23 protein-coding genes are annotated in these 24,051 nt (G+C 59.9%); 9 read left to right on the forward strand and 14 right to left on the reverse strand.

What is annotated here, in order from left to right; all coding sequences use genetic code 11:
- Positions 1-2 precede the first annotated feature (2 nt).
- The 5 genes from M1E04_RS04310 to M1E04_RS04330 all read left to right on the forward strand — a co-directional run bounded on the left by M1E04_RS04310 (position 3) and on the right by M1E04_RS04330 (position 4,363).
- Positions 3-1,100, forward strand: a complete 1,098-nt coding sequence (locus tag M1E04_RS04310) for an amino acid ABC transporter permease (protein ID WP_192132659.1) — start codon at positions 3-5, stop codon at positions 1,098-1,100.
- 10 nt (positions 1,101-1,110) lie between these two features.
- Positions 1,111-1,875: an amino acid ABC transporter ATP-binding protein gene (locus tag M1E04_RS04315; RefSeq protein WP_037014923.1), complete on the forward strand. Its 765-nt coding sequence runs from the start codon at positions 1,111-1,113 to the stop codon at positions 1,873-1,875.
- Between the two features lie 229 nt (positions 1,876-2,104).
- Positions 2,105-3,412 carry a CynX/NimT family MFS transporter gene (locus M1E04_RS04320; RefSeq protein ID WP_410934896.1) on the forward strand — a complete coding sequence of 436 codons (1,308 nt, stop codon included), beginning with the start codon at positions 2,105-2,107 and terminating at the stop codon, positions 3,410-3,412.
- Between the two features lie 89 nt (positions 3,413-3,501).
- Positions 3,502-3,987, forward strand: coding sequence for a nuclear transport factor 2 family protein (locus tag M1E04_RS04325; RefSeq protein WP_065991979.1), 486 nt, complete (start codon positions 3,502-3,504; stop codon positions 3,985-3,987).
- Positions 3,988-4,033: 46 nt separating this feature from the next.
- The gene (locus tag M1E04_RS04330; protein ID WP_456292457.1) at positions 4,034-4,363 is read left to right on the forward strand and encodes a GIY-YIG nuclease family protein; all 330 of its coding nucleotides are present in this window, start codon (positions 4,034-4,036) and stop codon (positions 4,361-4,363) included.
- Here M1E04_RS04330 and M1E04_RS04335 read toward each other — a convergent pair.
- Positions 4,350-5,315 (reverse strand): hypothetical protein, encoded by a 966-nt coding sequence (locus M1E04_RS04335; protein WP_456292458.1) that lies wholly within the window; start codon positions 5,313-5,315, stop codon positions 4,350-4,352. The two genes, M1E04_RS04330 and M1E04_RS04335, sit on opposite strands and share 14 nt — an antisense overlap.
- Positions 5,316-5,504: 189 nt before the next feature.
- Between M1E04_RS04335 and M1E04_RS04340 the strand changes: the two genes are divergently transcribed.
- On the forward strand, positions 5,505-6,437 hold the full coding sequence (locus M1E04_RS04340; RefSeq protein ID WP_456292459.1) for a glutathione S-transferase family protein: 933 nt from the start codon (positions 5,505-5,507) through the stop codon (positions 6,435-6,437).
- A 42-nt stretch (positions 6,438-6,479) separates the two neighbouring features.
- Here the strand turns inward: M1E04_RS04340 and M1E04_RS04345 are convergent, their stop codons facing one another.
- From M1E04_RS04345 to yejK, 4 genes are all read right to left on the reverse strand, one after another.
- Positions 6,480-7,457 carry a hypothetical protein gene (locus M1E04_RS04345; RefSeq protein WP_456292460.1) on the reverse strand — a complete coding sequence of 326 codons (978 nt, stop codon included), beginning with the start codon at positions 7,455-7,457 and terminating at the stop codon, positions 6,480-6,482.
- Positions 7,458-7,547: 90 nt separating this feature from the next.
- Positions 7,548-8,525, reverse strand: coding sequence for a hypothetical protein (locus tag M1E04_RS04350; RefSeq protein WP_456292461.1), 978 nt, complete (start codon positions 8,523-8,525; stop codon positions 7,548-7,550).
- A 402-nt stretch (positions 8,526-8,927) separates the two neighbouring features.
- On the reverse strand, positions 8,928-9,278 hold the full coding sequence (locus M1E04_RS04355) for a glutaredoxin family protein (RefSeq protein ID WP_065991995.1): 351 nt from the start codon (positions 9,276-9,278) through the stop codon (positions 8,928-8,930).
- 25 nt (positions 9,279-9,303) lie between these two features.
- A complete protein-coding gene (yejK, locus tag M1E04_RS04360; protein ID WP_369318492.1) occupies positions 9,304-10,305 on the reverse strand; it encodes a nucleoid-associated protein YejK in 1,002 nt (333 codons plus the stop codon).
- Positions 10,306-10,659: 354 nt separating this feature from the next.
- On the opposite strand from yejK, the gene M1E04_RS04365 reads away from it, so the two are divergent.
- A complete protein-coding gene (locus M1E04_RS04365) occupies positions 10,660-10,941 on the forward strand; it encodes an HU family DNA-binding protein (RefSeq protein ID WP_037014905.1) in 282 nt (93 codons plus the stop codon).
- Between the two features lie 100 nt (positions 10,942-11,041).
- Here M1E04_RS04365 and rlmF read toward each other — a convergent pair whose 3' ends face one another.
- The 5 genes from rlmF to M1E04_RS04390 form a co-directional block, all read right to left on the reverse strand.
- Positions 11,042-12,079 carry a 23S rRNA (adenine(1618)-N(6))-methyltransferase RlmF gene (gene rlmF, locus M1E04_RS04370; protein ID WP_456292462.1) on the reverse strand — a complete coding sequence of 346 codons (1,038 nt, stop codon included), beginning with the start codon at positions 12,077-12,079 and terminating at the stop codon, positions 11,042-11,044.
- A gap of 172 nt (positions 12,080-12,251) precedes the next feature.
- Positions 12,252-15,098: a valine--tRNA ligase gene (locus tag M1E04_RS04375; protein ID WP_296308729.1), complete on the reverse strand. Its 2,847-nt coding sequence runs from the start codon at positions 15,096-15,098 to the stop codon at positions 12,252-12,254.
- Between the two features lie 174 nt (positions 15,099-15,272).
- A complete protein-coding gene (locus M1E04_RS04380) occupies positions 15,273-15,713 on the reverse strand; it encodes a DNA polymerase III subunit chi (RefSeq protein ID WP_296308727.1) in 441 nt (146 codons plus the stop codon).
- Between the two features lie 7 nt (positions 15,714-15,720).
- The gene (locus tag M1E04_RS04385) at positions 15,721-16,149 is read right to left on the reverse strand and encodes a DNA polymerase III subunit chi (protein ID WP_133772097.1); all 429 of its coding nucleotides are present in this window, start codon (positions 16,147-16,149) and stop codon (positions 15,721-15,723) included.
- A 57-nt stretch (positions 16,150-16,206) separates the two neighbouring features.
- Positions 16,207-17,697, reverse strand: a complete 1,491-nt coding sequence (locus tag M1E04_RS04390; protein ID WP_296308722.1) for a leucyl aminopeptidase — start codon at positions 17,695-17,697, stop codon at positions 16,207-16,209.
- 305 nt (positions 17,698-18,002) lie between these two features.
- Here M1E04_RS04390 and lptF point away from each other — a divergent pair, with 305 nt between their 5' ends.
- Together lptF and lptG are read left to right on the forward strand one after the other, a co-directional pair.
- On the forward strand, positions 18,003-19,121 hold the full coding sequence (lptF, locus tag M1E04_RS04395; protein WP_065992010.1) for an LPS export ABC transporter permease LptF: 1,119 nt from the start codon (positions 18,003-18,005) through the stop codon (positions 19,119-19,121).
- Entirely contained in the window at positions 19,114-20,175 is a 1,062-nt protein-coding gene (gene lptG, locus M1E04_RS04400; protein WP_065992013.1) for an LPS export ABC transporter permease LptG, read from the forward strand. Before lptF ends, lptG begins: the two co-directional genes overlap by 8 nt.
- Before the next feature lie 62 nt (positions 20,176-20,237).
- Here the strand turns inward: lptG and M1E04_RS04405 are convergent, their stop codons facing one another.
- The 4 genes from M1E04_RS04405 to M1E04_RS04420 all read right to left on the reverse strand — a co-directional run bounded on the left by M1E04_RS04405 (position 20,238) and on the right by M1E04_RS04420 (position 23,999).
- Positions 20,238-20,726: an RDD family protein gene (locus tag M1E04_RS04405; protein ID WP_296308718.1), complete on the reverse strand. Its 489-nt coding sequence runs from the start codon at positions 20,724-20,726 to the stop codon at positions 20,238-20,240.
- A 96-nt stretch (positions 20,727-20,822) separates the two neighbouring features.
- A complete protein-coding gene (locus M1E04_RS04410; RefSeq protein ID WP_003227496.1) occupies positions 20,823-21,035 on the reverse strand; it encodes a cold-shock protein in 213 nt (70 codons plus the stop codon).
- A gap of 395 nt (positions 21,036-21,430) precedes the next feature.
- Positions 21,431-22,552 (reverse strand): glycine cleavage system aminomethyltransferase GcvT, encoded by a 1,122-nt coding sequence (gcvT, locus tag M1E04_RS04415; protein WP_192132681.1) that lies wholly within the window; start codon positions 22,550-22,552, stop codon positions 21,431-21,433.
- A 70-nt stretch (positions 22,553-22,622) separates the two neighbouring features.
- Positions 22,623-23,999, reverse strand: a complete 1,377-nt coding sequence (locus M1E04_RS04420) for an L-serine ammonia-lyase (RefSeq protein WP_065992017.1) — start codon at positions 23,997-23,999, stop codon at positions 22,623-22,625.
- Positions 24,000-24,051: the final 52 nt, after the last annotated feature.

Raw genomic sequence — 24,051 nt, forward strand, 5'->3', positions numbered from 1 at the left:
GCATGACATCCCATACTTTCAAACCCGACATGCCACCGCCGAGCAAAGTCTTCGGCCCGGTGGCATGGATGCGCCAGAACCTGTTCTCGAGCTGGATCAACACGCTGTTGACCCTGTTCGCGATCTACCTGATCTGGCTGGTTGTTCCACCGCTGCTGAGCTGGGCCATCTTCGATGCCAACTGGGTCGGCACCACGCGCGCCGACTGCACCAAGGCCGGCGCCTGCTGGGTGTTCATTGAACAGCGCTTCGGCCAGTTCATGTACGGCTACTACCCGCAGGCACTGCGCTGGAGGGTTGATCTGACCGTCTGGCTGGCGATCATCGGCGTGGCGCCGCTGTTCATCAAAGTGATGCCGCGCAAGGCGATCTATGGCCTGTCGTTTCTGTTCATCTACCCGATCATTGCCTACTTTCTGCTGCATGGCGGCGTGTTCGGCCTGGATCAGGTCGCCACCAGCCAGTGGGGCGGCTTGATGCTGACCCTGGTGATCGCCACGGTGGGTATCGCCGGCGCGTTGCCGCTGGGTGTGGTGCTGGCCTTGGGGCGTCGCTCCGAAATGCCGGCCATCCGCGTGATGTGCGTGACGTTCATCGAGTTCTGGCGAGGCGTTCCACTGATCACTGTGCTGTTCATGTCGTCGGTGATGCTGCCGTTGTTCCTGCCTGAAGGCATGAACTTCGACAAACTGTTGCGCGCACTGATCGGCGTGATCCTGTTCCAGTCGGCGTACGTGGCCGAGGTGGTTCGAGGCGGCATGCAGGCCATTCCGAAAGGTCAGTACGAAGCGGCTGCGGCAATGGGTCTCGGTTACTGGCGGCGCATGGGGCTGGTGATTCTGCCGCAGGCCTTGAAGCTGGTCATTCCCGGTCTGGTCAACACCGTGATCGCGTTGTTCAAGGACACGAGCCTTGTGATCATCATCGGCCTGTTCGACCTGCTCAACAGCGTCAAACAAGCTGCCGCCGACCCCAAGTGGCTTGGCATGGCGACCGAGGGTTACGTGTTCGCGGCCCTGGTGTTCTGGATCTTCTGTTTCGGCATGTCCCGCTACTCCATGCATTTGGAGCGTAAGTTGGACACAGGCCACAAGCGTTAGGAGTTTTGTGATGAGTGAAGCTATCAGTAAGCCTCTGGGCGCCGAAGGCATGATCCGGATGGAAGGCGTGCACAAGTGGTACGGCCAGTTCCACGTGTTGAAAGACATCAACCTGAACGTGCGTCAGGGCGAGCGCATCGTGTTGTGCGGTCCGTCGGGTTCGGGCAAGTCGACGACCATTCGCTGCCTCAATCGTCTGGAAGAACACCAGCAGGGTCGCATCGTGGTGGATGGCACCGAGCTGACCTCGGACCTGAAGCAGATCGAGACGATTCGTCGCGAAGTCGGCATGGTGTTCCAGCACTTCAACCTGTTCCCGCACCTGACCATCCTGCAGAACTGCACGCTGGCGCCGATGTGGGTGCGCAAGATGCCCAAGCGCAAGGCCGAAGAAATCGCCATGCATTATCTGGAGCGCGTGCGTATTCCCGAGCAGGCCCACAAATACCCGGGTCAGCTCTCCGGCGGTCAGCAACAGCGTGTGGCGATCGCCCGCGCGCTGTGCATGAAGCCTAAGATCATGCTGTTCGACGAGCCGACCTCGGCCCTCGACCCGGAAATGGTGAAAGAGGTGCTCGACACCATGGTCGGCCTGGCGGAAGAGGGCATGACCATGCTCTGCGTGACCCACGAAATGGGCTTCGCCCGCACCGTGGCCAACCGCGTGATCTTCATGGACAAAGGCGAAATCGTCGAGCAAGCCGCGCCAAACGACTTCTTCGATAATCCGCAGAGTGATCGCACGCGCCTGTTCCTGAGTCAGATTCTGCACTGAGTCAGTAGCCGCTTCACAAAGAGCCCGGGCCCAAGTGCCCGGGTTTTTTACTTTGTGGGAGATTGCTGGCAGATAGATCAGCGGCGTCATCATGTTTGAGGGGTGTGGGCTTACGACACCGCAAAACTGTACCCAATCCCCGTAAAACTTGTGTTCTCTGCCGATCTCCAACAGGATTACTGCTTTGCGCAATGCGCTGTTACATCCTCCTGCCCCCCACGAGAATCCCATGACGACCAAGGCGCCGACGGCGAGCAGTTCCCGTTCCAATGCTTCGACCCCTCACGACATCGACCAACTGCTGATCGATGCAGAAGCCGATGACGAGCAAGTTCAGCAGCTACACCCCGTCCTGAAGCGCCCGTGGTTCCTGTTGTTGGGCCTGGTGCTGGTGGCGCTGAACCTGCGTCCGGCGTTGTCGAGCATGGCGCCATTATTGAGCGAAGTGTCACGAAGCCTGGGGCTTTCTGCGGCCACGGCCGGTTTGCTAACCACGCTGCCGGTGTTGTGTCTGGGCCTGTTTGCACCGCTTGCGCCGATTCTTGCGCGACGGTTCGGCAGCGAGCGCGTGGTACTCGGCATTCTGCTGACCCTGGCGTGCGGGATCGTTCTGCGCAGCTCGCTCGGCGAGTTCGGTCTGTTTGCGGGCAGCATCATGGCCGGGGCCAGCATTGGTATCATCGGGGTATTGCTGCCCGGCATCGTCAAACGCGACTTCGCCAAACAGGCCGGCGCCATGACGGGCGTGTACACCATGGCGCTGTGCCTGGGCGCTGCCGTTGCGGCGGGTTCAACGGTTCCGTTGAGCGAGGCGCTGGGTAACGGCAATGGCAGCGATTGGACCTTAGGCCTGGGCTTCTGGATCGTGCCGGCGATTCTCGCCGCGATCTTCTGGTGGCCGCAAACGCGTCAGCGTCATGGTCAGCATCAGGTGGCCTACCGGGTGCGCGGTTTGCGCCGCGATCCTCTGGCTTGGCAAGTCACCCTTTATATGGGGCTGCAATCGTCGCTGGCCTACATCGTGTTTGGCTGGCTGCCGTCGATCCTCATCGGGCGCGGACTGACTGCCACTGAAGCCGGGCTGCTGTTGTCCGGTTCGATCATGGTGCAACTGGTCAGCTCGCTGACCGCGCCATGGCTCGCAACGCGAGGCAAGGATCAGCGGGTCGCGATTGTGCTGGTGATGCTGCTGACCCTGGCGGGTCTGTTCGGCTGTCTGTATGCACCGCTTGAGCAATTGTGGGCCTGGGCCATCGTGCTTGGGCTGGGCCAGGGCGGGACGTTCAGCCTGGCGCTGACCCTGATCGTGTTGCGCTCGCGGGACTCCCACGTCGCCGCGAACCTGTCGAGCATGGCCCAGGGCTTCGGCTACACCCTGGCGTCGCTCGGGCCTTTCGCGGTGGGCGTCGTGCATGACTGGACCGGCAACTGGGACTCGGTGGGCTGGATCTTCGGCATCATCGGCATCGCCGCGATCATCGCTGGCCTTGGCGCCGGGCGCGCCCTGTACGTGGGCGTCACCAGCGAGAAAGTCTGAGGGCCGGCATTTCCCCTGCGAATGCCCGTGGCAAAACGCAGTGCGGCCGCTTATCGTGCATGCATCCTATTTCCATGGACGGCGTTCCCATGAGCGAGACCTTTACCAGCGAACACAACAGCGCGCTGATCACGCGCTTTTACGAGGCGTTCAGTCGTCTGGACGCCGAGGCGATGGCCGCGTGCTACAGCGAAGACGTGGTGTTTTCCGACCCGGTGTTTGGCGAGTTGCACGGGCGGGATGCCGGCGACATGTGGCGCATGCTGACGTCCCGCGCCCGTGACTTTTCGGTGGTGTTCGATCACGTCCGTGCCGACGCCACGACGGGCGCTGCCCACTGGGTCGCGACCTACCTGTTCAGCCAGACCGGCCGCACGGTGGTCAACGACATCCAGGCGCGGTTTGTTTTTCGCGACGGCAAGATCTGCGAACACCACGATCAGTTCGATCTGTGGCGCTGGGCGCGTCAGGCCCTCGGTACGCGAGGTGCATTGCTGGGCTGGGCGCCGTTTGTGCAAAATGCCATCCGTGCACAGGGCCAGAAAGGGCTGAAGGCTTTTCAGGCCAGTCGCTGACGCTTTGTTAAAATCCGCTCCCCTCGCTAATGCGCCACGGTCCTGCATGTCTGACGCCGAAATCGCCACCGCACCTGTGCCCGAAGCCGTGCCGGTCAAATCCTGGTTCGTGTACTTGGTGCGCGCGGCCAACGGTTCTTTGTACTGCGGTATCAGCAATGACCCGCAGCGCCGATTCGCTCAACATCAGAGCGGCAAAGGCGCGCGTTTCTTCAGCTCCAGCCCGGCGGTGGCGCTGGTTTACGTCGAAGCTTGCCGCGACAAGGGCGACGCATTGCGGCAGGAGCGCCTGATCAAAAAGCTGCGTAAAAGCGCCAAGGAAATACTCGTCTGCAGTGGGCCAAGCGGCGGTCAGCTATCCTTCACCGCGCAATGACTTGATCCTCTTGATGGAACGAAAATGGCTGCTCTGATTTAAGGTCCATGCGCACGATCGGCGCATAGCTACCGTTGGCAACAAGCTTTCGCTGAAAGTTTCGCGCCGGTTCGATGCCGTTATCGTAATGAGCTGAGTCGACTGAATCGACGAAAACCGCAGAGATCAGGTCTTTAAGGCCATACCCATCATCCACGGTCGCCATCAGCAGTTCATTCCAGGCAATATCCCATAAAGGGTAGTGTTCCTGCATGGCGATCGAGTTACGCCATCCTTTCTGGTTATCTGCATTCCAGGAGCACTGCGTCGAACTGGAGAACTGCATGTCGCCGGTATAGGCAATCCATCCTTCTAGCGTAGTAATGCCGAAGCTTTCGCATGACCCCCACGCGTATTCACTATTCTTATGGGTCGCCTTAGGCTGCGGATAGACGCGATGCACCCCATTCCCCGGTTCCCTCGGTACACACCCATTGTGCCTCACATTCTGTCCGGTACCTGCGTCTTTTGGGAACAGGCAGATGAAGCCAGCGTCGTAACCTGGCAAGCCCAGACGGTGACCTTCTACAGCGTTGCGCAGTATGAAGCCAGCTTGATAAATCACGGACCACTTAGGGTGGGCATCCCGGCGTATCCAGGAAAACGACGCCGCGCCTCGATTCATCGAATTCGGACTATGCGTCCAGGGCAAGTAGTCGCCGTCTGTAGTCCCCCTTACGATTAATCCACTGCAGTAGTAATAACCACGACGAATATCGGTGCCGATTTCTCTGCAGTCCTCGTTGATGTCGTTGTACTGGCGGTTAAGAGAGGCCACCAAAGCCTCAGACGATTGTTTTCCTTGCGCCGCATAAGACGCATGCGCCTCAACGCGTGCAGGACTTTGCGGAGTGGCGGATTGGCAGCCTGTAAGCAGTGAGCTGACGATAAGGGCTGTTATGAGGATTTTCATTGGTTATTCCTTCCATGGTGATAACCAAAGCCTAGGCTTCTCCAGTCCTATCGGTGAGTTGTACCTTGGATCATCTTGCGATAACGCTGACTACGGTTATCGCGAGTGTCTAAATTGGCAGTGTCGTCACTCGACGCACCCGCATAGAGGCATTAGGCTCAGCGCTCCCTAGAAGAGGCCTCGAGCGCAATGTCAGAACTTATCCTGCACCATTACCCGACGTCCCTGTTCGCCGAAAAAGCCCGGTTGATGCTGGGTTTCAAAGGCCTGTCATGGCGCTCGGTCAACATCCCGTCGATCATGCCAAAGCCCGACCTCATGCCCCTCACCGGCGGCTATCGCAAAACCCCGGTTCTGCAAGTGGGCGCCGATATCTACTGCGACACCGCGTTGATCGCGCGCCGGCTGGAGCAGGAAAAGTCTTCGCCGACCTTTTATCCCGAAGGTCAGGAGTTCACGGCGGCCAGCCTCGCGGCCTGGGCGGATTCGGTGCTGTTCCTGCACGCTGTCAGCCTGGTGTTTCAACCGGCCTCCCTCGCTGTGCGTTTCGCCAAAGTCCCGCCTGAGGCTGTGAAGGCATTCGTTGCCGACCGCGCCACGCTGTTCGATGGCGGCAGCGCCAATCGCGTGCCGCTGGAAGTGGCGCAGCATCAATGGCCGACGCTGATGGCGCGTCTGGAAACCCAGCTGGAGCGCAACGGTGATTTCCTCTTGGGCGCGCCCTCGATTGCCGATTTCTCGGTGGCCCATACCCTGTGGTTCCTGAAGCAAACGCCTGTCACATCCCCCCTCGTGGACGCCTACCCGGCGGTGTTGAGGTGGTACGAGCGCGTTATTGGATTCGGCCATGGTGCACCGAGCGAGTTGAGTTCGGGCGATGCCGTTGAAATCGCGCGTGCGGCTACCCCGGCGCCGGTGCCCAACGAAGCGTTCACCGATCCCAATGGTTTCACCGTCGGCCAGCAGGTCACCGTGTCTGCCGTGGATTACGGCGTTGACGCGGTGGCGGGAGAGTTGGTGTTCAGCGGGCGCGAAGAGATCATCCTGCGTCGTGAAGATGAACGCGCGGGTACCGTGCATGTGCACTTCCCGCGCGTTGGTTTTCAAATCAAAGCCGCCTGAAAACAGATCCCGGCTCGTCATTCATGAGCCGGGGTGTTTCAGCTACTGCGCAACGGCCTGGTCCGCAGCGCTGTAGCTGAAGATATCCCCGCCGGCATTGGCGAAGTTCAGCCGCAGGATTGGCACGTTATAGCCGGCGTTATTCATCTTCACCTGAAAGTTTCGGGCGGCGGCCAGCCCTCCCGCCTTGCTTACGTCATAAAAATAGGCGGCGATGTACTTTGGCATCTGCTCGCCGCCACCTAAGTTGTTGAGCAAAATTTCATTCCAGACTGACTGGTGTTGAGGGAAGTCATCTCTGGAGGCAATCATGTTGTTCCAACCGTGCTGACTGTCGATGTTCCAGGAACACTGTCTGTACATCTGTTGGCCAACGCTTTGAAAGTGTTGATCCCATTGGGTTGCGGTGGTGATGTTCATGCCTTCGCAAGAACCCCACGCGTAAGCAGAATTATCATCGTCAGGCTTCGCTGGTGCGCTGGGCGGGTACTGCTTGCCCCGGTAGCCGCAGCCCTTATGGCCGTTGGCGGTCGACGTCGACGCGTCATAGGGATACAGACAGATAAAGCCGGATTCCAGCCCCGGCAGACCGTATGCAATGGCATCGATGCGGTTGCGCAGGATAAACCCTGCAGGATGGTACAACCGGGTCTGAATCACGCCTCTGCGTAGCCATGAATAAGAAGTCGCGCCTATCGCCAGGGCGTTTGAGCTGTACATCCAGGGATTGAAATTACCGTCGTCCACGGTCCGCAACGTTACGCCGCTGCAATAATAATGACCGCGTGGTTTGTTGGTACCGTACTCACGGCAATCCGTGATGGTTTCTTTGTAGTTTTTATTGACGTCGGCGAGAACTTGCTCGGGTTTCTGCAACTGTGCGCGGGGAGCATAGGCCGGCGCCTGTGTTGTTGATGGCGCAGGCGGTGGTGGCTCCATCGGGGGAAGGGGCTGATTGGAGCAAGCGCTCAGTATCAGCGTGAGCATTAACATATAGCGACTTGTTAATTGTCGGATCATGGCCGGAATCCTTCTAGCGCGTTGATAGTCCTGGTATGTGGAATGAGCGCCGTGCATGAAGTTGCTCAGCGTTCGATAACGTCATTGCCTTCACGGATAAGCAGTCTGGTCACTGGCCGAGTACCCGAAACGACTCGAGGGTGCGGCATTAAAGTTGATGGAGTAGATGGGCACTCGTCTGGCTTTTTTGCTTGCCAATTTGGACTGGAAAGCCCGAGCGTCATCGCGCGCTCCGGGTTTATTGGCGTCGTAGAAAAACGCCATCACTAAAACATCTTCGATGACTCCAACCGTCGGCACCAGAATCTCGTTCCACGATGTTTTGGCCGGAAAGCTTTCATGGGAAGCAATCATCGCCATCCAGTTGCTGGCTTTGCCGGACGACCAGGAACACTGCGAATACTCAGTTTGGCCGTTGCTTTGATAGTGAGCATTCCATTGGGCAGCGGTGGTATAGCCGAGTTTGTTGTCGCATGAGCCCCATACAATGTAATGGGCTGGGTTGGGGGTGCCGGGTGTACCCGGTGCGCGCTCAAAGTCACACCCGTTATAGTTTCGGGGTTTTCTGACCGTGTAGGCGTCAAAAGGATAAAGGCAATTGACGCCGGACCAGTTGGCCTGTCCGTCGGAGTAATACTTATTGATGTCGTCGGGGTTCATCCGGATGTATCCGGCGCGGTGATAAAGGGTTTTGGTACTCAGGTCGTGCCTCAGCCAGGTGAAGGATGAGGAACCGAGCGCATTGGCACTCGCGCTGGCAGTCCAGGGGTCGAAGTTGCCGTTATCGACAGTTCTTAAAAACACGCCTGAGCATCGAAATAACGGCTGGTTTCCGCTGCACGCTGTTGAGTTGTCATTGTAGTTTTTATTCAGTAGAGGCAAGCCCACCGATGGCGCAAGGGGGGGATTGTAGATATAGGTGCTAGCCACACGAGGCGCCACACTTCTCGTCGCAGGGACGTTGGTTTGAGAGACGTTGGCTTCAGGGGTGTCGGCTTGACGCACGGCGGTACTGCAACCCACTAAAAAAGATAAAAGCAAGGCGAGTGCGCCGGGAAGAGTCTTCATGACGTCTGATCCATCAGAGTAAGATTTATTTGAATTAAGTAATCTTTCGGATGTTTGTCAAATCTGTCATTTAAGACCGAATGCCCGCTGACAGGAGGGTTAGTTTCCGTGAGCTGCCTTTTAATCGCTATTGGCGATTACAAGTAAGGTTGTTGATTTCGACGTTGCGTGTTTGTGGCAGCGGCAGGGTTATAGGCGTGGGCTTTACATCGCGAAATAAACTAACGATTGCGGCGCTGGCGAGAGTATTCAGCTTGAATGTTATAGCGAACGGCGATTGCCGCTGTCGCTGGAGGGCCTATGTGGGAAGCGTATTAAAATGAGGCGCTGTATCGGCTTCCCAACGTCTTTCAGGACTGAGATATCAGTAGACTGGCGCAGACGCCCGATTCAGCCTGGCCCCTACTTCAACGCCGCCAGAATCTGCTCTTCGCTAAACCCCCTGATCAACGTGCCATTCACGTCGATCAGGGGAATGCCGCGGCCACCCAGTGCTTCGTAGGCTTTGCGCCCTGCGGCGTCTTTCTCGATATCGTACTCGGTGTAGCGAATGCCCTGGCTGTCGAGAAAGCGCCGGGTCTGTTTGCAGTAGCCACACCAGTCCGTGGCGTACAACGTCACCTTCGCATTGGCCTGCGCCTGCTCCGACAACGCGGAGGAGGGGTGAACCAGGTTTTCGATTTTGCCCCAGTTCTGGTAGACGACCACCACCAGCATGACGAGCAAGCACTTCTTCAGGGTACGAACGAACATGCGGGTCTCGGCTCCTTGGCAGGGGTCAGCGGCGTTTGAGCTGATCGGTCAACTGAGTGGGCAGCCCTTTGATGATCAGCGTGCCTTTCTCTTCGTCATACTCGATCTTGTCGCCCAGCAGGTGCGCTTCAAAGCTGATCGACAGACCTTCGGCGCGGCCAGTGAAGCGACGGAACTGGTTCAGCGTGCGCTTATCCGCCGGAATCTCGGGCGACAGGCCGTAATCCTTGTTGCGGATGTGATCGTAGAAAGCCCGCGGGCGATCCTCGTCGATCAGGCCAGACAACTCTTCCAGGGCGATGGGCTCGCCCATTTTGCTCTGGCTGCTCGCGTAGTCGACCAGCGCCTTGGTTTTCTCGCGGGTCGATTCTTCCGGCAGGTCTTCGCTCTCGACAAAATCACTGAAAGCCTTGAGCAGGGTGCGGGTCTCGCCCGGTCCGTCGACGCCTTCCTGACAACCGATGAAGTCGCGGAAGTACTCGGAAACCTTCTTGCCGTTCTTGCCTTTGATAAACGAGATGTACTGCTTGGACGCCTTGTTGTTCTGCCACTCGGAAATATTGATGCGGGCCGCAAGGTGCAGTTGGCCCAGATCCAGATGCCGGGAAGGCGTCACGTCCAGCGCCTCGTTCACGGCCACGCCTTCGCTGTGGTGCAGCAGGGCGATCGCCAGGTATTCGGTCATGCCTTGTTGATAGTGCGCGAACAGCACGTGGCCGCCGACCGACAGGTTCGATTCTTCCATCAGCTTCTGTAGATGCTCGACCGCGATACGGCTGAATTGCGTGAAATCCTTGCCCTGATCGAGATACTCCTTCAGCCAGCCACTGAACGGGTGCGCGCCGGACTCGGCATGAAACAGCCCCCACGCCTTGCCTTGTTTGGCGTTGTAGCTCTCGTTGAGGTCCGCCAGCATGTTCTCGATGGCCTGGGATTCGGCGAGTTCCGAGTCCCGGGCATGGAGCACGGCGGGCGTGCCGTCAGGTTTTTTGTCGATCAGGTGGACGATGGCGTGACGGATCGGCATGGAATTCTCGGCGGCTGAAGTGGAACTGAACGGGACCAGACCAGGCCCGTGCGAAAGTCGGCAAGTGTACCGCAGACGGGGTGCGGAACGCTCTGGAAGGGCCGAAAACGCTGACCTGAGCCCATTAATATGACTTTTTTACGCCTCTCGGGCGATAAAGCTGACCAAATGGGTAGGTAGGGGCGGATATTTGCGTTGCGCTGTGCTAGTTTTGCCCGGTCCTGAGCGCCCAAGCGCGCCAGGCGTGCAGTTTGTGGGCGTTCGGCCGAACCAAAGGCCGTTTACAGTATCTACATTTCGCGTCTGTACCACACTCTGCAAACCATTCGAATTTGATAGGGAAGGAACACCACCATGGCTCTGACTAAAGACCAATTGATCGCCGATATCGCAGAAGCAATCGACGCGCCGAAAACCACCGCGCGCAACGCTCTCGACCAATTGGGTCAAATCGTCGCTGACCAACTGGAAAACGGTAGTGAAATCACTCTGCCAGGCATCGGCAAACTGAAAGTCACCGAGCGTCCAGCACGCACTGGCCGCAACCCTTCGACTGGCGCAGCCATCGAAATCGCCGCCAAGAAAGTGGTCAAGTTCGTACCAGCCAAAGTACTGACTGACTCGGTCAACAAGTAAGCGAAAACGCTGCTTGGTTGAGGAAACCGTGTGACGGAGCGATCCGGACACGGTTTTTTTGTGCCTGCGATTCGGTTATCGCTTCGGTCGTCGGGGCGACCTAGCGCGGTGAAACCCAACGCATTGCCCGCCAGGCGGCTTGCTGCGGCTTGTCCTGGAAGGTCCAGGCAACGAAGCGACTCTGTTTCTGCCCTTGCCCCATTTCGACCGTCTGGCTTTCGACCGCACCGGCTTTTTTCAGCGCGCTCTGAATCAGCGGCAGATTCGACGCTTTGGACACCAGCGTGCTGAACCACAGCACCTGTTTCGCGACGTGCGCACTTTCGCTGATCAACTGCGTCACAAAGCGCGCCTCGCCCCCTTCGCACCACAACTCCGCCGCCTGACCGCCGAAATTCAGCACCGGCAATTTGCGTTTGGGGTCTGCCTTGCCAAGGGCTCGCCATTTGCGCTGGCTGCCGCTCAACGCTTCCGCAGCCGAGGCGTGGAAGGGTGGGTTACACACGCTGATGTCGAAGCGCTCATCGGGCTGCAGCAAGTGGGTCAGGATGTGCTTTTGGTCAGTCTGATGCCGAAAGCTGATGCTCTTGCTCAAGCCATTGGCTTTGACGATGGTCGTTGCCGAGGCAAGGGCGACCTTGTCGATGTCCGAGCCCAGGAACGACCAGCCGTACTCGCCCTGACCGATCAGCGGGTAGATGCAGTTGGCGCCGGTGCCAATGTCCAGCGCAGTGACGGACGCCCCGCGCGGGATGACCCCGTCGTTGCGTTCCGCCAGCAGATCCGCGAGAAAGTGCAGGTAGTCCGCCCGTCCCGGGATTGGCGGGCAAAGGTAGTCCGCCGGAATATCCCAATGGGCAATGCCGTAGAACGCTTTAAGCAAGGCGCGGTTGAACACCCTCACGGCTGCCGGGTTGGCAAAATCGATGCTTTCTTTGCCATAGGGGTTGAGGATCACAAATGTGCCCAGTTCGGGGCTGCTTTTGATCAGGCGCGGAAAGTCGTAATGGCCTTGATGGCGGTTGCGCGGGTGCAGAGTGGCTTTCTCGCGTGGCGTGGAAGGCTTGGCCTGTTGAGCAGGTTTGGCTTTCTTGCGCGGGGGATTGCGTGGCGGTTTGGGGGCGTCGGGGCTGGTCATCGGTGATGCATTCTCATGAAAGCACAACCCCTGTAGGCGTGAGCTTGCTCGCGATCATCGTGTGTCAGTCAACGGTTGGGTTGCTGATAGACCGATATCGCGAGCACGCTCACTCCTACAGGGGTCATGGTCGTCAACCGGCCTGCAATTCAGGCCGGCTGATCTGATCGGATTACAGGCTCGCGATCCGCGCGTGCTGCTCTGCCAGTTTGCCCAGCGCCTGTTCCGCTTCGGCCATCTTCGCGCGTTCCTTGGCGATCACCTCAGGCGGCGCCTTGTCGACGAACGCGGCATTGGACAGCTTGCCGCCCACCCGCTGCACTTCACCCTGCAGACGCTGGATTTCCTTGTCCAGACGCGCCAGTTCGGCGTCCTTGTCGATCAGGCCGGCCATCGGTACCAGCACTTCCATCTCACCGACCAGTGCGGTCGCCGACAGGGGTGCCTCAGCGCCGGCTTCCAGCACGGTGAACGATTCAAGCTTGGCCAGCTTCTTCAGCAGGTGCTCGTTCTCGTTCAGGCGGCGTTGGTCTTCGGCGCTGACGTTCTTGAGGAACAGCTGCAGCGGCTTGCCCGGGCCGATGTTCATTTCGCCACGGATATTGCGCACGCCGAGCATCAGGCTCTTGAGCCACTCGATGTCGCCTTCTGCTGCGACGTCGATGCGCGCTTCATTCGCCACCGGCCATGGTTGCAGCATGATGGTCTTGCCTTCAACGCCCGCCAGCGGCGCGAGGCGCTGCCAGATTTCTTCGGTGATGAAGGGCATGAACGGATGCGCCAGGCGCAGTGCGACTTCCAGCACGCGCACCAACGTGCGACGGGTGCCGCGCTGACGCTCGATCGGCGCCGTCTCGTCCCACAGAACCGGCTTGGACAGCTCCAGGTACCAGTCGCAATACTGGTTCCAGATGAACTCGTACAGCGCCTGCGCCGCGAGGTCGAAACGGAACTGATCCAGCTGGCGGGTTACTTCGGCTTCAGTGCGTTGCAGCTGCGAGATGATCCAGCGATCCGGCAGCGAGAGCTCGAACGCCTCGCCGTTCTGACCGCAGTCCTCGCCCTTGTCGAGGACGTAGCGCGCGGCGTTCCAGATTTTGTTGCAGAAGTTGCGATAGCCTTCGACGCGGCCCATGTCGAACTTGATGTCACGGCCCGTGGAAGCCAGCGAGCAGAAGGTGAAGCGCAGGGCATCGGTGCCGTAGCTGGCGATGCCGTCGGCGAATTCGTCGCGGGTCTGCTTCTCGATCTTCTTGGCCAGCTTGGGCTGCATCATGCCGGAGGTGCGTTTCTGCACCAGGGCTTCAAGCTCGATGCCGTCGATGATGTCCAGGGGATCAAGGACGTTGCCCTTGGACTTGGACATCTTCTGGCCTTGGCCATCTCGCACCAGACCGTGAACGTACACGGTCTTGAACGGCACCTGCGCCGTGCCGTCTTCGTTCTTCACCAAGTGCATGGTGAGCATGATCATCCGGGCGACCCAGAAGAAAATGATGTCGAAACCGGTAACCAGTACATCGGTCGGGTGGAAGGTTTTCAGGAAATCGGTCTGCTCCGGCCAGCCCAGGGTGGAGAACGTCCACAGGCCGGAACTGAACCAGGTGTCGAGCACGTCGTTGTCCTGCTGCAGGGCAACATCAGGACCGAGGTTGTGCTTGGCGCGGACTTCGGCTTCGTCGCGGCCGACGTAGACCTTGCCGGACTCGTCGTACCAGGCCGGAATGCGGTGGCCCCACCAGAGCTGACGGCTGATGCACCAGTCCTGAATGTCGCGCATCCAGGAGAAGTACATGTTTTCGTATTGCTTGGGCACGAAGGCGATGCGGCCATCTTCAACGGCGGCGATGGCAGGTTCGGCCAGCGGCTTGGTCGACACGTACCACTGATCCGTCAGCCACGGCTCGATGATGGTCCCGGAGCGGTCGCCCTTCGGTACTTTCAAGGCGTGGTCGTCGACGCTGACCAAAAGGCCGGCGGCGTCGAACGCAGCCACGATCTGCTTGCGCGCTTCGAAGCGGTCGAGGCCGGCGTATTCGGCGGGGAGGGTGCCATCGACGGTGTCGTTCAGCGTGCCGTCGAGGTTGAATACCTGGGCAGCGGGCAGAACGGCAGCGTTCTTGTCGAAGATGTTCAGCAGCGGCAGGTTGTGTCGCTTGCCGACGTCGTAGTCGTTGAAGTCGTGGGCCGGGGTGATCTTCACGCAGCCGGTGCCGAACTCAGGGTCGCAATAGTCGTCCGCGATGATCGGAATGCGACGGCCTACCAGCGGCAGCTCAACGAACTGGCCGATCAGCGCCTTGTAGCGCTCATCGTTCGGGTTCACGGCAACGGCCGCATCACCGAGCATGGTTTCCGGGCGGGTTGTCGCGACGATCAGATAGTCCAGACCTTCAGCGGTCTTTGCGCCATCGGCCAACGGGTAGCGCAGGTTCCACAGGTGGCCTTTCTCGTCGTGGTTTTCCACTTCGAGGTCGGAGATTGCGGTGTGCAGCTTGGTGTCCCAGTTGACCAGCCGTTTGCCACGGTAGATCAGGCCGTCTTCATGCAGGCGCACGAAGGCTTCCTTAACGGCTTCGGACAAGCCGTCGTCCATCGTGAAGCGCTCGCGGCTCCAGTCGACCGACGAGCCCAGGCGACGGATCTGGCGGCTGATGTTGCCACCGGACTGATCCTTCCACTCCCAGACTTTTTCGAGAAATTTGTCGCGACCCAGATCGTGACGGCTCTGGCCCAAAGCTTCGAGCTGGCGCTCCACCAGCATCTGCGTGGCGATACCGGCGTGGTCGGTGCCCGGCTGCCACAGGGTGTTGCGACCCTGCATGCGGCGGAAGCGGATCAGGGCGTCCATGATCGCGTTATTGAAACCGTGGCCCATGTGCAGGCTGCCGGTGACGTTCGGCGGCGGAATCATGATGGTGTACGAGTCGCCCGCGCCTTGCGGAGCGAAATAGTTTTCGGACTCCCAGGTCTGGTACCAGGAAGTTTCGATGGCGTGCGGCTGGTAGGTCTTGTCCATGCGAGGCGGGAACCTGATCTGCTTTGAGTCGGAAAAGCCGACGAGTATAGCTTTTCAAGGCGGCGTCAAGCTACAAGCGCTAGGTCGGGTGCTACGAGCGGTGATGCCCGGAATCGTCGCGGGCACCTGTAGGACTGCGCTTACCCGCGATCCCGGGTCGGAAAGAGGACAGGTTCAGCTGTTGTATTGACTCAGCAGCCTTTCCATCCGCGCATCCAGACGGCGTTTGATCTCGTTCTCGATGTGTGGGGCGAAGTCGTCGATCACGTCTTGCATGATCAACTGCGCAGCGGCACGCAGTTCCCCATCCAGGTGCAGCAGCGCGTCAGCGTTCGGCGCCTTGGAGGTCGACGTGTTGGCCGCAGGTGCGGCAGGTGTAACCGCCGCGACCGGCTCGGGCGTGAGCAGGGGAATGTCATTGAGATCGGCTTCGTGCTCATCAAGCGTCACGACTTGGCCGGTAACCACGTCGAACAGCAGCGGGATCTGCTCGTCGCTGTGCACGGACTCGGTCAGCAGGGGAGGCTGGGCCGGGTCATCGCCCAACAGCTGGCGGATCGATTCGAGGTCATCCAGCAGGTGCGCTGAATCTTTCAGGTGTTTTGAATTATCCATCGTGTGCTCAAAGACGCTGCAGCCGGTGATCTTGCAGAGGATAGCCCTGTTCGCGGTAGAAGCGAAAACTCTCGCGTGCCGCGAGGCGGATGGCTGGGTCCTCGACAACGATCTCGGCGACACGCGCGAATCGTTTGAAGAATTCCGGGATGCGCAGGTCAAGATTGACCAGCAGATCCTGATGTTGGCCGGGGTCGCTGCCGATACCCAGCGCCACCGGAGCGTCCTGATCGTCCTCGACCGAGCCATGGGGCACGAACGCTTCGCCCCGGAAGCGCCACAGTCGGGCGTCCAGCTCCTCGCGTTGCCCGGCATCGCTGCAATGCAGGTACACCCGATGGCCGAGGCGCCAGGCCTTGTCGGTGAGTTTGCAGGCGAAGTCCAGGCGCGCGACAGGGTCGGCACTCGGCAGAATGTAGAAATCGACTTGGGTCATGGGTGATTCCAGAACGCTGAACGCGCCGACCGGGGAGGCCAGCGCGTTGGCAGCGGCTTAAACGCCGGCGCGGTCGATCAGGTATTGGGTCAGCAGCGGAACCGGACGGCCCGTTGCGCCCTTGTCCTTGCCGCCGCTCAGCCATGCCGTGCCGGCGATGTCCAGGTGCGCCCACTCGTAGGCTTTGGCGAAGCGCGAGAGGAAGCAGGCCGCGGTGATGGTGCCGGCCTTCGGGCCGCCGATGTTGGCGATGTCGGCAAACGGGCTGTCCAGCTGCTCCTGGTACTCATCGAACAACGGCAGTTGCCAGGCACGGTCGTCGGCGCGTTTGCCGGCTTCCAGCACTTGGCTGATCAAGGCGTCGCTGTTGCCCAGCAAGCCCGAGGTGTGACCGCCCAGCGCGACGACGCAAGCACCGGTCAGCGTGGCGATGTCGATAACGGCCTGTGGCTTGAAGCGTTCGGCGTAGGTCAGCGCGTCGCACAGCACCAGACGGCCTTCGGCGTCGGTGTTGAGGATCTCGACGGTCTGGCCGCTCATGGTCTTGACGATGTCACCCGGGCGGGTTGCGTTGCCGCTCGGCATGTTTTCAGCTGCCGCGACGATGCACACCAGGTTGATCGGCAGTTGCAGTTCGAGCACGGCGTTCAACGTGCCGAACACGCTCGCCGCGCCGCACATGTCGAACTTCATTTCGTCCATGCCCAGGCCCGGCTTGAGGCTGATCCCGCCGGTGTCAAAGGTGATGCCCTTGCCGACGAGCACGAAAGGCTTTTCGCTTTTCTTGCCGTTGGAGTACTGCATGACGATCAGGCGTGGCGGCTGAGCGCTGCCTTGACCGACCGCCAGGAACGAGCCCATGCCCAGCTTTTCGATGTCTTTTTCATCGAAGATCTCGACCTTGAGGCCCTTGTTGGCTTTGCCCATCGCCTTGGCCTGCTCGCCCAGATAGGTCGGGTGGCAGATGTTCGGCGGCATGTTGCCCAGGTCGCGGGTCACCGCCATGCCGGCAGCGATGGCCTGTGCGTGTTTGGCCGCACGTTCAACGTCGGCGACGTTGGCTTTGGCGGTCAGCAGGGTGATTTTTTTCAGGGCGCGAGGATCGACTTTCTGGCTCTTGAAGCGATCGAAGACGTATTCGCCATCGGCCAGGGTTTCGACCAGCAGGCGGTTCTTGCCATAAACATCGCGATTCTTGACGTTCAGTTGGTCAAGGTCGAAACCGGCATCAACGCCACCCAGGCTTTTCAGGGTGCTGAGTGCGCCGCTGATGATTTTGCGGAACTGACGATCGTTCAATTCCGGCTCTTTACCCGAACCGACCAGCAGTACGCGTTCGGCTTTCAGGTTGGGCAGGCTGTGCAGCAACAGGCTCTGGCCGATCTTGCCCGACAGGTCGCCGCGTTTGAGGACAGCGCTGATGGCGCCGCCGCTCAGGGTGTCGAGGGTGCTCGCGGTGTCGCTCAGCGTGCGGCCTTCACCGACAGCGACCACCAGTGTGGCGGTCTTCAAGGTTTCTGCACTGACGCTTTTAACAACCAATTCCATGTCGGGGTCCCCGAATAAACTGTGAGTTATCGCACTTGAGCACACGGCTCGGCAGCGGCGCAGAGGTATTTACACCGGCATGCCTGCGGCAAGGCCCGCAGTTTGACCCTGCGAGCCAATGGATGACAACCCCGTCCGGGTGCGCCGGTGTGCCGGTTACAGAAGTATCCCGCGCGCGCAGTGACAGACACACCCAATCACAGGATAATGCCGCATATTTTTTTGGTGGTTCGCCGTCGCGCGCATCATGGCTGATCCATTTCATTGTCATGCCGCCTTAGCGTGACAACCCTGGAGTGTCTGGTTTGATTGTCTTCCGTTACCTGTCCCGAGAAGTGCTGGTTACCCTGAGCGCTGTCAGTGCTGTGCTGCTGGTAATCATCATGAGTGGCCGCTTCATCAAATACCTGGCCCAGGCTGCATCGGGTGCACTCGATCCGGGTGTGCTGTTTCTGATCATGGGTTTCCGTCTGCCGGGCTTCCTGCAGCTGATCCTCCCGCTGGGGTTATTCCTGGGAATTCTCCTGGCGTACGGCCGGTTGTACCTCGAAAGCGAAATGACCGTACTGGCCGCCACCGGCATGAGCCAGCAACGTCTGTTGCTGATCACCCTGGCGCCGGCTGCGCTGGTGTCACTGCTGGTGGCCTGGCTCAGCTTCAGCCTCGCCCCCCAGGGCGCGACCCAGTTCCAGCTGCTGATCAACAAGCAGGACGCGATGACCGAATTCGACACGCTCGTGCCGGGTCGCTTCCAGCTGCTGCGTGACGGCAGCCGCGTGACCTACACCGAAACCATGAGCGACGACCGCATCAACCTGGGTGGCGTGTTCATCTCCGAAAAGAAACTCGACGAGAAGAAAGACCACGGCATCACCGTGCTGGTGGCGGAAAAAGGCCGGCAGGAAATCAAGCCCGATGGCACGCGCTACCTGATTCTGGACAATGGCTATCGCTACGACGGCAACCCCGGTCAGGCCGATTACCGCGCCATCAAATACGACACCTACGGCGCCTTGCTGCCCAAGCCGGACATCAGCGATGAGGTCACCGACCGCGACGCCATCTCCACCAGCGAACTGCTGACCGGCGAAGACAGCCTGCGCAACCGTGCCGAGCTGCAATGGCGGGTTTCGCTGCCGATTCTGGTGTTCATCGTGACGCTGATGGCGGTGCCGCTGGCCCGGGTCAACCCGCGCCAGGGCCGCTTCCTCAAGCTTCTTCCGGCGATTCTTCTTTATATGGCTTATCTCACCATCCTGATTGCTGCGCGCGGTGCGCTGGAGAAGGGCAAGATCCCGATGGGGCTCGGCCTGTGGTGGGTGCATGCACTGTTCCTCTCCATCGGACTGGCGCTGCTCTACTGGGAGCCTCTGCGCCTGAAGCTTGCGAGTCGCCGCAGCGTGTCGGGGGTGGCTCATGGTTAAGCTCGATCGCTACATCGGCAAAAGCGTGTTCATGGCGATCCTTGCGGTACTGGGGATCATCCTCGGACTGGCGTCGCTGTTTGCCTTCATCGACGAGATGGCTGACATCAGCGACACCTACACCTTCTGGGACGCTGGCAGTTTCGTGTTGATGACCGCGCCGCGCCGGCTCTACGACATGCTGCCGATGGCCGCGCTGATCGGTTGCCTGATCGGTCTCGGCGCACTGGCCAGCAGCAGCGAACTGACCATCATGCGGGCCGCCGGTGTGTCCATCGGCCGTATCGTCTGGGCGGTCATGAAGCCCATGCTGGTGTTAATGGTGGCCGGGTTGTTGATCGGCGAATACGTCGCGCCGGTGACCGAAGCCTCGGCCCAGGCCGCACGTTCGCTGGCCCAAGGCACCGGCGACGCGCAGAGCGCCAGGCACGGCCTGTGGCACCGTCAGGGTGAGGAGTTCATCCACATCAACACGGTGCAGCCGAACGGCCTTTTGTATGGCGTCACCCGTTACCATTTCGACGACCAGCGCCACATGCTGACGTCGAGCTTCGCCAAGCAGGCCAACTTCAAGACCGATTACTGGCTGCTGAAAGACGTCACCACGACGGTCTTCCACGACGGTCGCACCGAAGTGGTCACCGCCCCTGAAGAGCGCTGGAACGTTGCGTTGAGCCCGCAGTTGCTGAGCACTGTCGTGCTGCCGCCTGAGTCACTGTCGATGACCGGGCTTTACGGCTATGCGCGTTATCTCGCCGATCAGGGGCTGAACAACGGTCGTTACTGGCTGGCGTTCTACACCAAGATTCTTCAGCCGCTTGTGACGGTGGCGCTGGTGCTGATGGCGATCTCCTTCATCTTCGGGCCGTTGCGCTCGGTGACGCTGGGGCAGCGTGTGTTCACGGGCGTGCTGGTGGGCTTCACCTTCCGCATCGCTCAGGATCTGCTGGGCCCGTCGAGCCTCGTATTCGGTTTCTCGCCACTCTTCGCCGTGCTGGTGCCGGCGGGTGTGTGCGCCCTGGCGGGCATCTGGTTGCTGCGTCGCGCGGGCTGATACCTGCTGAGTATGAAAAGCCGACCCCAGGGTCGGCTTTTTTGTGGGCGGCCTACCGAGGTTCATTTTCTGATTCTGGGCACTCGCACCAATTGCGTCTCGGAATACAGGTCATGCCAGCAGCGTTTCTGTTTGTCGAACAGGCTCCAGAAGAAGCCTAGCCCGACGCACAGCCACGATGCGATGGCGACGATGAAGCGCAGCAGCGCCTGCCACAGGCCGATGGCCGTTCCGTCGGCGTTCTGCACGCGTATTCCCCAGACCTGCATGCCGAGGGTTTGGCCCGCGCGTGTCCAGAAATGGGCAAAGAAGCCGAACAGCGTGATCAGCAGAATCGAGGACAGCAACGGGTCGGCGTCGAGCGCGCCCGACTCGGAGAGCTGGCGCAGTCTGGTTTCGCCGACAATCCCCATCCAGACCAGTTTGTAGAGAAAGGCGGTGACTATCATCAGTGCCACACACAGCAGTGCGTCGTAGCTGATCGCAGCCATGCGCCGGCCCAATCCCACGGGAGGAAATTCGCCCTGGGGGCTTAAAACGTGTCGGATCATGGCGGCGCTCGTTTAATCGGAGGCGGGCAGTTTACGGAATCGCAGGCACAAAAAAGCCCCTGATGTTGGCCATCAGGGGCTTTTTGCGTCGGCTGATCAGGCCTCGGCTTGTACTTCGTCAGCCTGCATGCCTTTTTGGCCCTGCACCGCGACGAACGTCACTTTCTGGCCTTCTTTCAGGCTTTTGAAGCCGTTGCCTTGAATAGCGCGGAAGTGGACGAACAGATCCGGACCGCTTTCAGGGGTGATAAAACCGAAACCCTTTTCATCGTTAAACCACTTAACGGTGCCGCTCTGACGTGTAGACATTTTCTTATTCCTTGAAGCATTAAATTAATGACAGTCTCTTTCACATGAAAGAGTACTGGGGCTGGTTGCAGGAAGAAGAAACGTAGAACGGGATGTAGCATTGCTTTTGGCGCTACTGCCCGGGTCACGATCCCAGCGACCCATGCAAACACAGTCGAGAAACTCTACGCTAACTCTCGGCGAAAAAACAAGCCCCGTTTGGGCCAGTATTCATAGGGGTTTTCGGGTTTTTTAAAAACATTAACCACGTTCGCAAGATCGATAGTTTTTAATGTTTAGAGGGTTATCGAAGTTCAATATTTTGACAGTTTTAATGCACTTAACGCTGGCGCCGGACTGCGGCATCCGCACAGTTTAATGCACTGTTGCGGTGCCGCATTTTTTGACGATGTTACTTAGCCGCGGAAGTAACGTGCCGGAACGAAAGGCATTTTCGTCACCTGCATGGGGACTTTCTTGCCGCGGACGATTGCCCAGACAGGTGTTTCCAGCGCGGTGAAACGGGCGTCGACATAACCCATTGCCAACGGCGCGCTCAGGGTCGGGCCAAAGCCGCCGCTGCAGACCGTCCCGATGGTCGTCCCCTCGGCGTCGACGATTTCAGCGCCTTCACGCACCGGCGTACGCTCTTGTGGCAACAGGCCTACACGTTTGTGCGCCGCACCGCTTTGGTGCTGGGCGAAGATCGAGTCGGCACCGGGGAAACCGCCGGCACGCGCACCGTCGGCGCGACGCACCTTGGACATCGCCCACAGCAGGCTGGCTTCGATCGGCGTGGTTTCGGTATTCATGTCGTGGCCGTAGAGGCAAAGGCCGGCCTCCAGTCGCAGCGAGTCCCGCGCGCCCAGGCCAATCGGCGCCACTTCCGGCTCCGCGAGCAGACGACGCGCCAGGGATTCTGCGTGGTCCGCCGGTACCGAAATCTCGTAACCGTCTTCACCGGTGTAGCCCGAGCGGCTGACGTAGCAGTCAATGCCGTCGATCTTGGTCGAGGTGTACTGCATGAAGGTCATTTTCGCGACGTCCGGGGCCAGCCGCGCCAGTGCGGTAACGGCCTGCGGACCTTGCAGCGCGAGCAATGCACGTTCGTCGAACAGCGGCGTGATATCGCACTGGCTGCCAATGTGCTGCTGCAGGTGCGCCAGGTCTTGGTTCTTGCAGGCGGCGTTAACCACCAGCATGAGCTGATCGTTACCCAGATTGGCGACCATCAAGTCGTCGAGAATGCCGCCGTTTTCGTTGGTGAACATGGCGTAGCGCTGCATGCCGACCGGCAGGTCGATGATGTCCACCGGCACCAGGGTTTCCAGCGCCTTCGCTGCGTTCGCGCCGCTCAAGAGGATCTGACCCATGTGCGAAACGTCGAACAGGCCGGCCTGATCGCGGGTGTGCAGGTGTTCTTTCATGACGCCGGCGGGGTACTGAACGGGCATGTCGTAGCCGGCGAACTCGACCATTTTCGCGCCGAGTTCACGGTGCAGGGCGTTGAGCGGGGTCTTCAGCAATTCGGTGGTCATGGGGTCACTCCTTGAAAGCGGTTCCGGGGTACCCGCGAAGGGCAGGGAACCCTATGAATGGGGGCTGATGTCAGCATTCGATGATGTTCACGGCCAGCCCGCCACGGGCTGTTTCCTTGTATTTGCTTTTCATGTCGGCGCCGGTCTGGCGCATGGTGCGGATCACTTTATCCAGCGAGACAAAATGCTGGCCGTCGCCGCGCAAGGCCATGCGCACTGCGTTGATGGCCTTCACCGAACCCATTGCATTGCGCTCGATGCACGGCACTTGAACCAGGCCGCCGATGGGGTCGCAGGTCAGGCCGAGATTGTGCTCCATGCCGATTTCAGCGGCGTTTTCCACTTGTTGAACGTTGCCGCCCAAGACTTCGCACAGTGCGCCGGCGGCCATGGAGCAGGCCACGCCGACTTCGCCCTGACAACCGACTTCGGCGCCGGAGATCGACGCGTTCTCTTTGTAGAGAATGCCGATCGCCGCCGCCGTGAGCAGGAAACGCACGACGCCGTCTTCGTTGGCCCCGGTGATGAAGCGCATGTAGTAATGCAGCACCGCCGGGATAATGCCGGCCGCGCCGTTGGTGGGCGCGGTGACCACACGGCCGCCGTTGGCGTTTTCTTCGTTGACCGCCAGCGCGTACAGATTGACCCAGTCGAGCACCGACAAGGCATCACGCAGCGCGGCTTCCGGGTTTTTGCACAGTTGACGATGCAGTGCTGCCGCACGCCGCTTGACCTTCAGGCCGCCCGGCAAGATGCCTTCGTTGCGGCAACCCGCTTCGACGCAGTCCTGCATGACCTGCCAGATGTGCAGCAGGCCCTGACGGGTTTCGGCCTCGGGGCGCCACGCGGCTTCGTTGGCCAGCATGACCTGGCTGATCGAAAGGCCGCTCGCGGTGCAGTGCGCCATCAGATCCCGTGCGGTTTTGAAGGGATATAGCAGCTGCGTCTGGTCTTCCACGATGCGGTCTGCGCCAGCGGCTTGCTCATCGACCACGAACCCTCCGCCGACGGAGTAGTACTCGCGGCTGCGCACCTGTAGGCCGGAGGCATCGAAGGCACGGAAAATCATGCCGTTGGGGTGGAAGGCCAAGGGTTTGCGAATCATCGCCAGGTGATGCTTTTCGATGAATTCGATGCTGTGCCGGCCGAGCAGTTTCAGGCGTTCAGTGCTGCGGATCTGCTGCAGGCGAGCCGCGACGGTTTCGGTGTCGACGGTGTCCGGGTGCTCACCTTCCAGGCCCAGCAACACAGCCTTGTCGCTGCCGTGGCCTTTGCCGGTAGCACCCAGTGAGCCGTAAAGCTCGACTTTGACGCAGATGATGGTTTCCAGCAGGCCATCGCGCTGCAAGCCTTCGGCAAACCGCGCCGCCGCCCGCATTGGGCCCACCGTGTGGGAGCTGGAGGGACCAATGCCGATCTTGAACAGGTCAAATACGCTCAGCGACATGATGGGGTTCCGGGAAGTGAAGCAGTAACAAGCAGCAAGCTACAAGCCGCAG

Source organism: Pseudomonas sp. AK106 (assembly GCF_053903055.1).